The following is a 12,965-nucleotide window of genomic DNA, read 5'->3' on the forward strand; positions in this document are numbered from 1 at the left end:
AACACATTCTTGGCCAAATCGATACCAAATCTGATAGCTTGCATGACGGACGGTCTCCTCCGCTGGGTTTCAACACGACCAGTTTGGCACATTCGATGCCGCAAGGGGCCGTCCACCCATCATCCCATATCGCCGCCGCGAAACCCAAGTATGTTCAGAATCGTCACGATGCTTATAGGAAGGCGTCGCTAACGATGATTGAGTTTTTGGGGAAACAGATACAAGTCACAGAATGGTCCGGTAGAGCCGCACGTGCCCTTGATCTACGACACGCTGGACGATGATGTCGCAGAATATCTGAAAAACAATAAGCACCCTCCGGGCGTAAGGTGGCGTCGTCAGTTGACTGAAAACATCGGTGTTCGCGCGCTCGTATCGAGGTGCTACGAGGTGATCGGCATGTCGAAGACGTGCGTAAACATGCGTGAGCTTCGGGACAAAGTGGCGCAACACTACGGTAGACGAATGGTCCAGTTCTCGCTGCCGTTGCCCTATCCGCCGCCGCCCAACAAATAGGGCTATTTCTTCCAGCGGGTTTCCGCCGCCTTCTTAGCGATCTCAGCGCGCCGCTCCGGTGACATGTTGGCGGCGCGCTTCTTCCCGCCCTTAGCCCCTAGAGCCTTGGCGGCAGGATCTTTGCCGTCATCAATGACGGTATCGTCTTCCTCGCCAGTCGCAATGCGCATGACGCGGACGGCATTGCCGATTACATCGGCGGGGCGCTTTTGGCCTTCAGGTCCGGTTGGCATTGTCGCTCTCCTGCCAATCCGCAAGCCCATTGGTCGTAATCCGCTGAATGCGGTTTAGGGTCTTAGCGATAGACTTTGCGGCGTAGGGGCGATTCTCGGAAGATTCCAGGACGCGCAGATAGCTCCTTTGCGCGGCAATCGCCCTACGCCAAATCTCTTCAGACTGATACTTGCCCGGCATGACGGCGACCCTTTGCTTTGCGCTAAGCATATAGGCGCTTTCGCCTACGCCATCAAACGGGATATGAGGGATGGCAAATTTCAAACTGACCCACTACCCGTCGCAGCACTAGCTAGAGAGCCGGCACGGGGCCGGCATCTCCACGCCCGGATACCCCTGCTCACATTGATGCGCGGCGTGCGGGCTCGGCTTGGTGGAGATAGCCCGTGAACGTGTCAGGGGAAGACGGCTTCGATAGCTGGGTCACCATGCGGCCAACCTCGCCACGATGATAGCCACCGTGGGTTATGACGTGCGCGAGCATCTCTTCGCGCGACATTTGTCCCGAGGCGCCGTCAGTAAAGCTGAAGTTGATCGTCTCCGCCAGTTCTTCCGGTTCCACCTGTTCGACATAGCGGAGGTACCAGCGGTCGGTTTCGGTGATCGCCTCGGACAATTCGGCGAGCTTCGGCGTGCTGCTGGTGCCCGTGTCCCGATAGCCGTGCGTCCTCTTCTGGATGTTCGACATAAAGATCCTGTCGACGACATGCGCGTGATTGACGGTTTCAAGGATCGCGACGAGTTGCTCGTCGGTCACGTCGTTTTCGACCTCGGCCAAAAGAGCGAGGAGTTCATCATCGGCCCAGGATTTGTAGCCGAACAGGGATAGAAGCAGTGTCTTGCTGCTCATAATTGCCTCTCATTGACTTGCTTGTCGCGCTTCTTGAATAAATGTGAGCGGACATTCGCATTTTGGTGAAAAAGCCTGAGCATGGCTACTCGCGTTCCCTTACGGCATAAAAGTGTGCGCAAAGCACCACGGCAGCGGCGTTCCCGCGCGACAGTGGATACCATCGTCGAGGCCGCGGCTCGCGTTCTGGCGCGGCGCGGCTGGGCGCATTTCACCACCAATGAGACGGCTTCGGCCGCCGGTGTCAGCGTCGGCTCGCTCTATCAGTATTTCCCCAACAAGCTGGCGCTGGCGGAGGAGATCCGCAAACGCCATCTCGATGCTGTGCTCGCCGCCATATCCAGTTCAGATGAGCGCGACGGAGCGGGCATGCTCGAGCAGCGCGTGGCGAAGCTGATCGACGGGGTCGTCGCTGCTCACAGTGTCGATCAGCAGCTACACCGCGTCCTGCTCGACGAAGTGCCACTTGCCGCCCGCTCGACGCAGGATCAGTTCGAAGCGGAATATCTGCGCCGCTACCAGGCCGTGATTGCATCCGCCTCAGGCAAGCCCGATCCCGAGCGCGATGACATTGCCGGGCGCGTGCTGTCGGGCGCGGTCGAAGGGGTCGTGCATGCCGCGGCGCGACATGGCGAACTTGATTCGCCGGCATTGCGAGCGGAGCTCATAGACTTGGTCTGCGGATACCTGCGCCGCCGAACCGCGAGTTGATCGGCGCGGCATCGGCGTCGTGCGGGCGCATCGGAAGGCTTCTTGACCGCTGCAGTTTTGGGGCAGAGACTCAGCGCTCAATAGGCGCTCAATAGGCTTGGAGCCAACAAGGCGTGCCGGCTGAGGAGGACTGTCATGGCTATTTCACGCAAGGAAGAAGCGCGCGCGCTGAGCACCGACGAACACGAGATGGTGGAGAAGTCGCACCATCCGGCGGTGCAGGAGCTTTCCGACTCCGACCTTTCCGGCCTGGTCAAGCTGTTGCGGGAGCGGCGTGACAAGGCGCAGACCGAAGCGCATCGGCGTCGGCGCGAAATCCGCGGCAAGGGAGCGCCGAAAGGGGCCGCACCATCAAAGGCCGATGGCGGTTCACAAGTGAAGCTCGCTGTGCTGGCCATGGCGATGCGGCGGTTGAACGGCGAGGCCGAACGGCGCCGGCAACTGGCGGCCCGCATTTCGCTGGTCGACAACGCGCGCAAGGCGCTGGCCTTGAAGCAGAAAGCCCCGGACGGTCCCGCGCACAATTCGCGCACGGCGCACAAGGGCATGCGGGCGGTGACCAACCAGAAGGTTCCAAGTCTTGTTCGACCGGCGGAACTCGGCCGGCAGCGCAAGGCGGCCAAGGTGGCGCAGGCGAAACGCGACGCACGTTGAGGGGCTGCGGATAGAGGCCGCCAGCCGCTGCTCTACTGCGCAGGGCGAAGCTGCTCCTGGGCGTCCTGCACAAGCGTCTGCAGCATGGGGCGGGTCGGGGCGAAGAAGGTCGTGCCGGTGTGCGGCGTCGAGACGTCGAGCAGCCGGTCGTAGGCGCCCGGCGGCTCGCCGACATACATGCGTTGCAGCATTTTCTCGGTGACCCAGAGATACCTGCTGTAGCCGATGAAGTAGGTTCCGAACTCGTTCTGCCCGGGCCTGCCGAACGGCATGTTGTCGCGCAATATGTCGTATTCGTTGCCGTCGGCATCCTCGATGGTGGCCAGCGACTTGTGCGATTTGCGGGGCGCGTCGTCATCGTCGATTTCGATGTTGTCGATCTTGGTGCGGCCGATGATCGCCTCCTGCTCGGAAGTCGGAATGCGCGCCCAGGCCTGCATATCGTGCAGATATTTCTGGACCACGACATAGCTGCCACCGGCGAAGTCGGCATCCTCGTCACCGACCCGCGCCGAGGCGGGCAGATCGAGGCCGGCCGGGTTGGCGGTGCCGTCGACAAAACCGAGCAGGTCGCGGGCATCGAAATAACGAAAGCCCGTCACTTCGTCGACGACGGTCACGCCGGGACCAAGCCTGTCGAGCAGGATACGTTCGAATTCGAAGCACATGTCGGGCCGCTCGGCGCGGATGTGAAAGAGCACGTCGCCCGATGTCGTTGGCGCCGAATGGACCGCGCCCTTGATCGGTGCGAACGGCTTCAGCTCCAGCGGCCGCCGGCCGGGGCTGAGCCGGTCCCAGAGATCGCTGCCGATGCCGGCGATGCACGACAGGCGCCCGCCAAGATCGCGGAATCCGACAGTCTTGACCAGGTCGTCGAGCTCGCCGAGCACGGAGCAAACCCTGGCCAAGGCCGGCTGTTCGCCGGCGACGGTGACGACAAGGAAAATCGCCGACTGCGATAGCGGGGCATCGATACTCTGTGCATCGATCGGCACGCGATCCCAGTTCTTGCCCGACATCCGAGAATCTCCGCTTTTTCCAGAATTTGTTTCAGATCGTCCGACGTGACGCAACACAGGATGAATTGCCTCTTTATCGACACGCGGATGCGGGTAGAGTGCGGCAGAATTTCAATCAACCTGTTCGGAGCGGATGCTCGCACGCCTGTTCGTGATCTTCGGTGGCCTGTTCGTGCTGGTGCTGCTTGCGGCGCTGGTGGTGCCGTACTTCGTCGACTGGACCGGCTACCGCGCCGAGTTCGAGCGCGAGGCAAGCGCCATCCTCGGCCGCAAGGTCACCGTGCAGGGCGATGCCACGGCAAGGCTGTTGCCGTTCCCCTCGGTGACCTTCTCGAATGTTGCCGTCGCCGGTGGCCCGAACGGCCAGCCGGCCATGACCGTCGAGACGTTTTCGATGGATGCGGAGCTGGCGCCATTCCTGCGCGGCGAGGTGCTGATCTTCGACATGCGGCTGGTGCGGCCGAAGGCGACCATAGACATCGCGGCCAATGGTACCGTCGACTGGGCGATGCGCCCGTCCTCGCCCTTCGACCCCGGCCAGATCTCGATCGAGAAGCTGACGGTGACGGAAGGGCAGGTCGAACTGCGCCATGCCGCAGGCGGCCGCAGCCACATCTTTTCCGAGATCAACTCGACCATTTCGGCCAAGTCGCTGGCCGGCCCTTGGCGCATGGACGGCACGTTGCGGCTGGACGGGTTGCGGACGACGGTCGCGGCGTCGACCGGCAAGGCCGAACCCTCCGGGCAGATGCGGTTACGGGTGAAGGCGGACCCCGATGCCTATCCGCTGGTCATCGAGACCGACGGCAATGCCGGCATCGTCAACGGCGCCGCCGTCTATTCCGGCCAGTTCAAGATTTCGGGTGCCGACAAGGATGGTGCTGGCAAGAATTCAGCCGAGCTGCGCGGCACGGATGGCGAGACGGTCAAGGTCAGCGCCGGCAAGCCCGATCCGGGATTCCGGCTGAACGGCAAGTTCTCACTCGACCACCAGAAGCTTGGCGTCGATGAATTCCGTTTCGAGACCGGTCCGCTCGAGAATCCCTACACCGCCGACGGCAAGGCCTCGGTCGATCTCGGCCAGAAACCGAGCTTCGCCATCGAAGCCAATGGCGCGCAGGTGCAGTTCGACGAGGCGGTGGGTGCGCCGGCCGGCGCGGGCCTGACGCTGGACCAGCGTATCGCCGGGCTCGAACAGGCGCTGCTCGATCTGCCGAAGCCGACCATTCCCGGCACGGTCGAGGTCAAGCTGCCGGCGGTGGTGGCCGGCGACACCACGGTGCGCGACGTTCATCTTTCCGCCGAGCCGGTCGGTGACGGCTGGTCGGTGAAATCGCTGGCCGCGACCTTGCCGGGCCGCACCAAGCTGGAAGCCGATGGCAAGGTCATGCTCAACGTGCAGGGCCATTTCGGCTTCACCGGCTCGTTGCTGCTGGCCGTGGCGCAACCTTCGGGTTTCGCCGCCTGGCTGTCGAAGGATGTCGACGAAGCGATCCGCCGTCTGCCTGCCGCCGGGTTCAAGGCCAAGGTCGATCTCTCGGAAAACCATCAATCCTTCAGCGATCTCGAATTGATCCTGGGCAAGGCGAAGTTTTCCGGCCGCATCGATTCCAGCCAGCCTGACGACGCAAAGCCCTCGGTGCTGATGCGGCTCGAGGGCGGTGACCTCGATGTCGACGGGCTGGCGGCCTTCGCCTCGATCTTCGTCAGCGACAAGGGCGCCAACCGTTTTGCCAGCAGCGATCTCGATTTCCAGATCAAGGCCGGCCCGGTCAGCGCCGGTGGCTTGACCGCCGACACGGTCGATACCGCGCTCAGGCTGCGCGACGGGCTGCTCGAAATCGACAGGCTTTCGGTCGGCGGACTGGCCGGTTCCTCGATCAGCGCCACGGGCCGGATCAAGGATTTTCCGGCGAGCCCGACCGGCAAGCTCGACGCCTCGGTGGTCGCGGTCGACCTGAAGCCGCTGATCGATGTCGCCGCGCAGCATTATCCTGACAGTGCCGTGCTGAAGGGGCTCGCGGGCCGTGCCGCCGCTTATCCCGACCTGTTCCAGGATGCGCGCATCGACCTCGTGGCCAGTGCGGCCGACAATGGCGATGGCACCACGGGCCTGGCGGTCAGCGGGCAGGGCAAGGCCGGCGGATCGGCGTTTTCGGCGTCGCTGTCGGGAAGGGGCGCGGTGGACAAGCTAGCCGACGCGCCGGTGACACTGACTTTCAATGCCAGGAACCCAGACGCAACCGCCTTGCTGGCGCTCTATGGCCTGCCGGCGCTGCCGCTCGGCATGCTGGGCGAAGCAAGCACCGATATCCAGGCCAAGGGCACGTTTGGCGGCGGCCTGGCGACGAGCTTCAGCCTTGCCGGCAACGACTTCAAGGCCGGCTTCGAGGGAACGGTCGCGGACACGCCGCAAGGTCCGACGGCCAAGGGCAAGGTCAATCTCGACGCCTCCGACATCGAACCTTGGCTGATGACGACGGGCATTGGCCTGCCCGGCATGGGCGCCGGCATGTCGACATCGCTGGCCGCGCAGGCCGATTACGGCAATGGCCTGCTGGTGCTCTCCGGGCTCAGCGGCGCCATCAACGAGGCGGCTGTGTCCGGCGACATCAACCTCGATGTCAAGCAGGGGATCGACGGCAAGGATGGCGTGCCGCATCTGGCTGGCGCGCTGGCGCTCGACGAACTCGACCTCGATCCGATGGCGGTGGCACTGTTTGGCGATTCCGCTTTTCTCGCGGACAAGAACGGCGCCGGCAAGAGTGACAATGCCGACAAGAGTGAGGCCGACAAGAGTGAGAAGGCCGGTGCATGGCCGTCCGCCCCGTTCAGCCAGAAGTCCAGCCTGCCGTTCACCGCCGATCTCGACCTGACCACGGCTTCGCTGGCCGCCGGCCCGTTGGCCACCGCCTATGACGCGGCCTTCTCGCTCAAGCTCGACCAGGAAGGCATTCGGGTGGCCGATCTCAAGGCCAAATTCCTCGGCGGGGCGCTCTCCGGCCTGTTCGAGTTGAAGAGCAATGAGGGCACCGGGCTTTTCACCGGACAGATGAAACTGGCGGGTGCCGACCTGGCTGATGTGTTGCCGAATGCGGGCATCGGCGGCAGCGGCGATTTCTCGACGACGCTGTCGACCAGCGGCAAGTCGGTCGACGCGATGATCGCCGCTCTGTCGGGATCCGGCACGGCGACGCTGAAGGGCTTGCAGATCGCCGGTGTCAATCCCGATGCGTTCGGCGCATTCCTCGCCAAGGCGGATGCGATCGGCCGCGATATCGACGCGGCCAAGACCGCTGGCTTCGCGCCTGACATCGCCGCCGACGGCAGCTTCGCCGCAAAGGACGCCGAGGTCGCCTTCACGATCGCCGGCGGCACGCTCAGGGCGCCGCCGATCAGCCTTGAAAATCCGGCGGCGACCTTGTCGGCCGACATTTCGGCCGACCTTAACGCCAGCACGGTTTCGGCCAAGGGCGCGATCACCTATCGGCCCGGCGACGAAGCGCTGGTCGGCTCCGAGCCGGTCGTGAATTTCATCGCCGAGGGGCCGTTCGGTGCCGTGAAACGGCAGTTCGACAGTGAGCCGCTGGCGCAGTTCCTGACCCAGCGCGCGCTGGAAAAAGAACAGCAACGCGTCGAGGCGATGCAGGCCGCGCTGCTTGAGAAACAGCGGCTGCGGCGCGAGGTGCGCTACTACGCGGCACTTCAGGATGCCCGCGACAAGGCCGCGGAAGAATTGCGCCAGCAGGAGGAAGCGGCGCGCCTGAAAGCAGAAGCCGACGCCAAGGCGAAAGCGGAAGCCGACGCTCAGGCCCAGGCTGAAGCGGATGCCAAGGCGAAGGCCGACGCGGAAGCAAAAGCCAAGGCGGACGCAGACGCGAAAGCCAAGGCCGATGCCGATGCGAAGGCGGCGGCGGAACAGCAGGCAGCGGACGAGGCGGCCAGGGCGCAGGCCGAGCAGGAGCGCCAGAAGGCGGAGGAGGCGCTGCGCATTGCCTCCCAGGAAAAAGCCAGGCTCGAAGCCGAGCGCAAGGCGGCGGAACAGGCGCCCAAGGCCGAGCGGGTGCCCGCCAACGACAATCCGCCTCCGGCCAAGCCGAAAGCCAATCCGTTCACGGTCGACAATCTGCTGAAGTCGCTGCAGTAGGCGGTAGGACTGGGCTTTCCGGTTGCTCGCCGTCGGGCAATCGTCTCAAAGAAGAAACGTTTCGGCGCCGTCAGCGACGTATCTGGCGTGGCGGAAGTCGCGGATGGTGGCAAGCTTGTCGCCCTGCCAACCCAGCAGGATGAAGTATGTCGGCGCTGCCGCAGGGTCGTTGGGATCGCGCACGAGGATCGCCGGACGGTCTTCGACAAAACCAGGCACGAAATGCCAATCCTGCACACGGGAATAATTGCCGAAATAGGTTGCCACCTCCTTGCGGCCGTTCAGCCTTGCCCTGGCCACCAGTTCCAGCCGCACTTCGTCGGCCAGCATATCCCGCACGGCGTCGAAATCGCGGGCGTTGAAGCGATCGACATAGGCGTCGAGCAACAGGCGCTCCGATGCACTCAGCCTGGGAACAGGACGATCGTCCTGTTCGTCGGCGATCTCACGCAACCGGCCTCGGCCACGGTGCAGCGCGGCCTTGATCGCGGGGATGCTGGTGTCGAGCATGATGCTGATCTCCTGCAGCGAATAGCCCAGGACGTCCATCATGATGACGCTGCTTCGTTGCGCGACGGGAAGGCGCATGAAACTGTGCAATCCGGCTGCCGCGGCCTGCCGGTCGGCGATGGAATTTGCCGGGTCGGCTAGCATGTCCGGCTCCTCGTCGGAGAAGGCCCTCTCGCGGGCGCGGCGGCGCAGGAAATCGAGCGCCGCATTGTGGGCGATGCGGAACAGCCAGCCTTCGGGATTGGCGATCGGGCCGGTATTGGGCAAGGCCTCGAATGCCTTGGCGAGCGCCTCCTGCAAGACGTCCTCGCCATCGACGACCGAGCCTGTCATGCGGGCGCAATAGCGGTGCAGCTTGGGGCGCAATTCGCCAAACAAGCGGTCGAAAGGCTCGCGGACTTCGCCTTGACTGTTCATGCACCGGCCGTTCTTGACGTGGTTCTATTCAGGCTGCTCGTCCAGCATCCGATAATGGCCCACCACTGTCATCACGTCACGATGCGGCGGTTCGATGCAGCGATCCCTGATGCCATTTTGGAAGGCTTCGAAAGCGGCAAGCCCGGGGATGATGTCGGCATGCTCGTCGGTTTCGATCTCGACGAGATGGACGAAAGTGCCGTCGCCGGAGCGCCAGGTCATGTAGCGAACGCCTTCCGGCGATTTGCCGCGCAGTTCCTCGAACACGGCCTTGACCAGGCGCTCGTTCTCGTCGGCCCGGTCCGGCTTCGTCTTGTAGCGTATCAAATGGTGTTTCATCGCGTCGGCTCCTTGGCTGTCACCTGTCCAAGACGCCGCGGCCCGGCCAAAGGATTCGGATTCGAAAAAATAGTTCGGTATCGGCCCGCACGGACGCCGGGCGTCAGTCTTGGCCCCCATCGAGCAGGCGCCGCAGCATGGGTTCTATGCGCGAGAGCTCGTCGAGATGCGCGGCAGACAACTCGGCCAGGCAATCGTCGGCGCGCTCGGTCAGCCGCAGCAGTACGCGGCGATGATCGTCCTTGTCCTGATCTCGTGCGACCAGTCCTGCCTCGCCGAGGCGGTTGACCAGTTCGACGGCACTGTGGTGGCGGATGCGCAGGCGTTCCGCCAGGTCGCCCACCGTCACCGGCCCGCCGCCCGGATATCCCTTGATCGCCAGCAGCGCCTGGTGCTGGCGCGGGGTCAGGCCAGCCTCCTCGGCCTGCACCTGGCTGAATTCGAGGAAGCGGCGGATCAGGTAGCGGAATTCGGACAGCCGCTCGTAGTCGGATTGCCTGATGGCGGGGCGTGGTGTCTTGGGCGGCTGCGTCATATCGGAGATGTCTTCGTTTTCCGGTGAAAGCTCAAACGAAATTTCGGCGGAATGAGCTTGAACAGATATATCGTGTTACGATACATAGCCGACCGACACCGGCTGGCCACTTCGACCGTGCCGCAAAAATCAGACACGGCCGCCGCCAGGAAGCAAAGCCACCATGAAGACCCACCACACTAATCCCGGTCATCTCAGGGATTTCACCACGGATGCCAGAGTGCTGCTCGTCGCCGCGATAGCGGTAGTGGTGGCGACCGCCGGGCTGTTTGCCGGCATCGTGCTTCTGAAGCTGATCCGGCTGGCCACCAACATCGCCTATTTCGGTCAGTTCTCGCTTGCCGAGCTGAAGCTGCAGGATACGCCGCTCGGGCTTGCCGCCGTCATCGTTCCGGTCATCGGCGCGCTGATCATCGGCCTGATGGCGCGCTATGGCAGCGAGAAGATCCGCGGCCACGGCATTCCCGAGGCGATCGAGGCGATCCTGCTCGGGCGCTCCAGACTGGACGCGAAGGTGGCAATCCTAAAGCCGCTGTCGTCGGCGATCTCGATCGGCTCCGGCGGGCCGTTCGGCGCCGAGGGACCGATCATCATGACCGGCGGCGCCATCGGCTCGCTGATCGCGCAGATGCTGCCGGTCTCAGACAATGAGCGCAAGACGCTGCTGGTGGCGGGAGCGGCGGCCGGCATGACCACCGTGTTCGGCACGCCGATCGCGGCCATCATGCTGGCGGTGGAACTGCTTTTGTTCGAATGGACGCCGCGCAGCTTCATTCCCGTGGCGGTGGCGGCCATCGTGGCGGAGGTGGAGCGCACGATGCTGCATATGCCGGGGCCGATCTTTCCGTTCCAGGGCGGCATGGCGGTCTCCTTCCTCGGCCTTGGCGGCTGGGTGCTGGTCGGCATCTGCGCCGGTCTGTTGTCCGGACTGCTGACGCAGATGGTCTATGCGTGCGAGGACGGCTTCCAGAAGCTGCCCATCCACTGGATGTGGTGGCCGATGCTCGGCGGCCTGGTGGTCGGCATAGGCGGATTGATCGACCCACGGGCGCTCGGCGTGGGGTATGACAACATCGCCGACATGCTGGACGGCCGCACGATCGCGACCGCGGCGCTCCTGCTGCTGGTGGTCAAGGCCGTGATCTGGTCGGTGGCGCTCGGTTCGGGAACCTCGGGCGGCGTGCTGGCGCCGCTGTTGATCATGGGTGGCGCAATGGGCGCGGTGCTTGCCGGGATCCTGCCGGCGGCGGACCCGGGCTTCTGGGCGCTGCTGGCCATGGCCGCCACCATGGGCGGCACTATGCGTGCGCCGCTGACAGCCACTTTCTTCGCCGTCGAGCTGACCGGCAACACGCATGTGCTGGTGCCACTGATCGCGGCCTGTGCGGCGGCGCATGCCGTTACCGTGCTCCTGATGAAGCGTTCGATCCTGACCGAGAAGATCGCCAGGCGAGGGCACCACCTCGTGCGCGAATATCGCGTCGATCCATTCGCGCTCACCAGGGTGCGCGAGGTGATGACATCGGAAGTCGAGAGCGTGCCGGCGACGATGACGCTGCATGGCGCGGCCGCCTTCCTGACCGCGCCGGAAACCCGGCATCCGAGTTTTCCCGTGGTCGATGAAAACAGGCAGGTGCTCGGCCTCATCGATCCGCCGGCGATCCTGCGCTGGCGCCGTGCCGGCAAGCACCGGACGACGATGTTGGGGGAGTTGCTGGCCGGAAGCAAGGTGACGCTGGCCTATCCCGACGAATATCTGGAAGGCCTGTCGGACAAGCTGCTGATGGCCAACGTCTCGCATCTGCCGGTCGTGGCGCGTGAGGATGGAAGGCTGGTCGGCTATGTCGGCTGGAAGGATCTGATGCGCGTGCGCTCGCGCAAGCAGGCCGAGGAGCGTGAGCGCTCGACCTTGCTCGGCTTCGGACGCGGGAAAAAGGCGGACGCGGCCGAAAGTGCCTAGTTCAGGCGTTCGTCCCGCGCTTCGCCCACTCCAGGACATAGAGCCTCAGCGCCGAGGACAGGTTGGCATCGCGCGGCCGGGTCTCGTCAATTTCGGCGACAAGGGCGGCGAGCGTCAGCTTTCTCGCCGCCGCGATGGCGACGAGATCGTCATAGAAGGGCTTTTCGAGGGAATAGCTGGTGCGATGGCCGCGAATGGTCACCGAGCGCTTTTCGACGGCGCTCATTGACCGTCAGATTGGTTGGAATCGTCAGCTTGGCCGGGATCGTCCGGTTCGCCGGGCTTTTCGCGATGATGACCAGCAACGAACCTTTCGCTCTTGTCGGCGATCAGGCGGTCGCGTTGCTTTTCGGCCTTGGTGCGGCCGTGCAAGGCGCGATTCTGACTGGCCGTTTGTTCCTTGTCGGCCCGCGCCTTCTGTTTGCGGAGCTGACGAAGGTTGACGATGTCGGCCATGGACCGCGAGCTTATTTTTTGCGGAAGGCGTCGAGCGAGACCACTTCTGCGCCCTTGGTGCCGGCATCGGCGGCCGCGGGCTTCTTCTCCGCTTCGGCGGCGGCCTTCTTCTCGGCCTTCGGCTTCTTCTCGGAGACGATGGTCAGCGGCTCGGGGGCCGGTGCTGCCGGTTCCTCGTCGGGCTGCGCCTCGGTCTTGACGTCGAATTCTAGTTCGAAATTGACCGAGGGATCGTAGAAGCCGCGCACGGCCGAGAACGGGATCTCGAGTTTCTCCGGCACGTCGGAGAAAGAGAGACCGACCTCGAAGCCGGTGTCGGTCACCTTCAGGTCCCAATACTGGAACTGGATGACGATGGTCATCTGCTCGGGATAGCGCTCGCGCAGGCGCGACGAGACGCGCACGCCGGGCGCGCCGGTCAGGAAGGTGATGAAGAAATGATGGTTGCCGGGAAGGCCGGTGCGCGCGACCTCGGCCAGGACCTTGCGCATGACGCCGCGCAACGCCTCCTGGGCCAGAATGTCGTAGCGGATGTGGTCGTCGGCCATGAGTTGGGTCGGGTTCCGTTGAATCGTCCGCATAGCTGTAATCAAGCTTGGGCGCGGCGTAAACCTGAT

Annotated in this window: 15 protein-coding genes; 5 read left to right on the forward strand and 10 right to left on the reverse strand. The window is 63.9% G+C overall.

The window, feature by feature from the left end; translation table 11 throughout:
• Positions 1 to 252: 252 nt before the first annotated feature.
• Positions 253 to 516 (forward strand): hypothetical protein, encoded by a 264-nt coding sequence (locus tag O7A70_RS30710; RefSeq protein ID WP_337143691.1) that lies wholly within the window; start codon positions 253 to 255, stop codon positions 514 to 516.
• Positions 517 to 518: 2 nt separating this feature from the next.
• Here O7A70_RS30710 and O7A70_RS30715 read toward each other — a convergent pair whose 3' ends face one another.
• The 3 genes from O7A70_RS30715 to O7A70_RS30725 form a co-directional block, all read right to left on the reverse strand.
• Positions 519 to 749: an RNA-binding protein gene (locus O7A70_RS30715; protein WP_337143692.1), complete on the reverse strand. Its 231-nt coding sequence runs from the start codon at positions 747 to 749 to the stop codon at positions 519 to 521.
• Positions 733 to 1,014 (reverse strand): hypothetical protein, encoded by a 282-nt coding sequence (locus O7A70_RS30720; protein WP_337143693.1) that lies wholly within the window; start codon positions 1,012 to 1,014, stop codon positions 733 to 735. Before O7A70_RS30720 ends, O7A70_RS30715 begins: the two co-directional genes overlap by 17 nt.
• A gap of 76 nt (positions 1,015 to 1,090) precedes the next feature.
• Positions 1,091 to 1,600: a DinB family protein gene (locus tag O7A70_RS30725; protein WP_337143694.1), complete on the reverse strand. Its 510-nt coding sequence runs from the start codon at positions 1,598 to 1,600 to the stop codon at positions 1,091 to 1,093.
• Between the two features lie 114 nt (positions 1,601 to 1,714).
• Here O7A70_RS30725 and O7A70_RS30730 point away from each other — a divergent pair, with 114 nt between their 5' ends.
• A complete protein-coding gene (locus O7A70_RS30730) occupies positions 1,715 to 2,311 on the forward strand; it encodes a TetR/AcrR family transcriptional regulator (protein WP_337143695.1) in 597 nt (198 codons plus the stop codon).
• Positions 2,312 to 2,446: 135 nt separating this feature from the next.
• Positions 2,447 to 2,965: a hypothetical protein gene (locus O7A70_RS30735; RefSeq protein ID WP_337143696.1), complete on the forward strand. Its 519-nt coding sequence runs from the start codon at positions 2,447 to 2,449 to the stop codon at positions 2,963 to 2,965.
• A 32-nt stretch (positions 2,966 to 2,997) separates the two neighbouring features.
• On the opposite strand, the gene O7A70_RS30740 is transcribed toward O7A70_RS30735, so the two are convergent.
• Positions 2,998 to 3,984, reverse strand: coding sequence for a Dyp-type peroxidase (locus O7A70_RS30740; protein ID WP_337143697.1), 987 nt, complete (start codon positions 3,982 to 3,984; stop codon positions 2,998 to 3,000).
• 133 nt (positions 3,985 to 4,117) lie between these two features.
• On the opposite strand from O7A70_RS30740, the gene O7A70_RS30745 reads away from it, so the two are divergent.
• A complete protein-coding gene (locus O7A70_RS30745; protein WP_337143698.1) occupies positions 4,118 to 8,131 on the forward strand; it encodes an AsmA family protein in 4,014 nt (1,337 codons plus the stop codon).
• Between the two features lie 45 nt (positions 8,132 to 8,176).
• Here O7A70_RS30745 and O7A70_RS30750 read toward each other — a convergent pair whose 3' ends face one another.
• From O7A70_RS30750 to O7A70_RS30760, 3 genes are all read right to left on the reverse strand, one after another.
• Positions 8,177 to 9,058 (reverse strand): sigma-70 family RNA polymerase sigma factor, encoded by an 882-nt coding sequence (locus tag O7A70_RS30750; RefSeq protein ID WP_337143699.1) that lies wholly within the window; start codon positions 9,056 to 9,058, stop codon positions 8,177 to 8,179.
• 24 nt (positions 9,059 to 9,082) lie between these two features.
• Positions 9,083 to 9,397 (reverse strand): hypothetical protein, encoded by a 315-nt coding sequence (locus O7A70_RS30755; RefSeq protein WP_337143700.1) that lies wholly within the window; start codon positions 9,395 to 9,397, stop codon positions 9,083 to 9,085.
• A 103-nt stretch (positions 9,398 to 9,500) separates the two neighbouring features.
• Positions 9,501 to 9,932: a MarR family winged helix-turn-helix transcriptional regulator gene (locus tag O7A70_RS30760; RefSeq protein WP_337104933.1), complete on the reverse strand. Its 432-nt coding sequence runs from the start codon at positions 9,930 to 9,932 to the stop codon at positions 9,501 to 9,503.
• Between the two features lie 163 nt (positions 9,933 to 10,095).
• Between O7A70_RS30760 and O7A70_RS30765 the strand changes: the two genes are divergently transcribed.
• Positions 10,096 to 11,892, forward strand: coding sequence for a chloride channel protein (locus O7A70_RS30765; protein WP_337143701.1), 1,797 nt, complete (start codon positions 10,096 to 10,098; stop codon positions 11,890 to 11,892).
• 1 nt (position 11,893) lies between these two features.
• Here the strand turns inward: O7A70_RS30765 and O7A70_RS30770 are convergent, their stop codons facing one another.
• The 3 genes from O7A70_RS30770 to O7A70_RS30780 are packed head-to-tail and all read right to left on the reverse strand — an operon-like array spanning position 11,894 to position 12,896.
• The gene (locus tag O7A70_RS30770) at positions 11,894 to 12,118 is read right to left on the reverse strand and encodes a ribbon-helix-helix domain-containing protein (RefSeq protein WP_337143702.1); all 225 of its coding nucleotides are present in this window, start codon (positions 12,116 to 12,118) and stop codon (positions 11,894 to 11,896) included.
• The gene (locus tag O7A70_RS30775; protein WP_337143703.1) at positions 12,115 to 12,348 is read right to left on the reverse strand and encodes a DUF4169 family protein; all 234 of its coding nucleotides are present in this window, start codon (positions 12,346 to 12,348) and stop codon (positions 12,115 to 12,117) included. The genes O7A70_RS30770 and O7A70_RS30775 overlap by 4 nt, the downstream gene beginning before the upstream one ends.
• A gap of 11 nt (positions 12,349 to 12,359) precedes the next feature.
• Positions 12,360 to 12,896: an SspB family protein gene (locus O7A70_RS30780; RefSeq protein ID WP_337143704.1), complete on the reverse strand. Its 537-nt coding sequence runs from the start codon at positions 12,894 to 12,896 to the stop codon at positions 12,360 to 12,362.
• Between the last annotated feature and the right edge of the window lie 69 nt (positions 12,897 to 12,965).

It is taken from the genome of Mesorhizobium sp. Cs1299R1N1, from assembly GCF_037179655.1.
Classification (GTDB): Bacteria; Pseudomonadota; Alphaproteobacteria; order Rhizobiales; family Rhizobiaceae; genus Mesorhizobium; species Mesorhizobium salmacidum.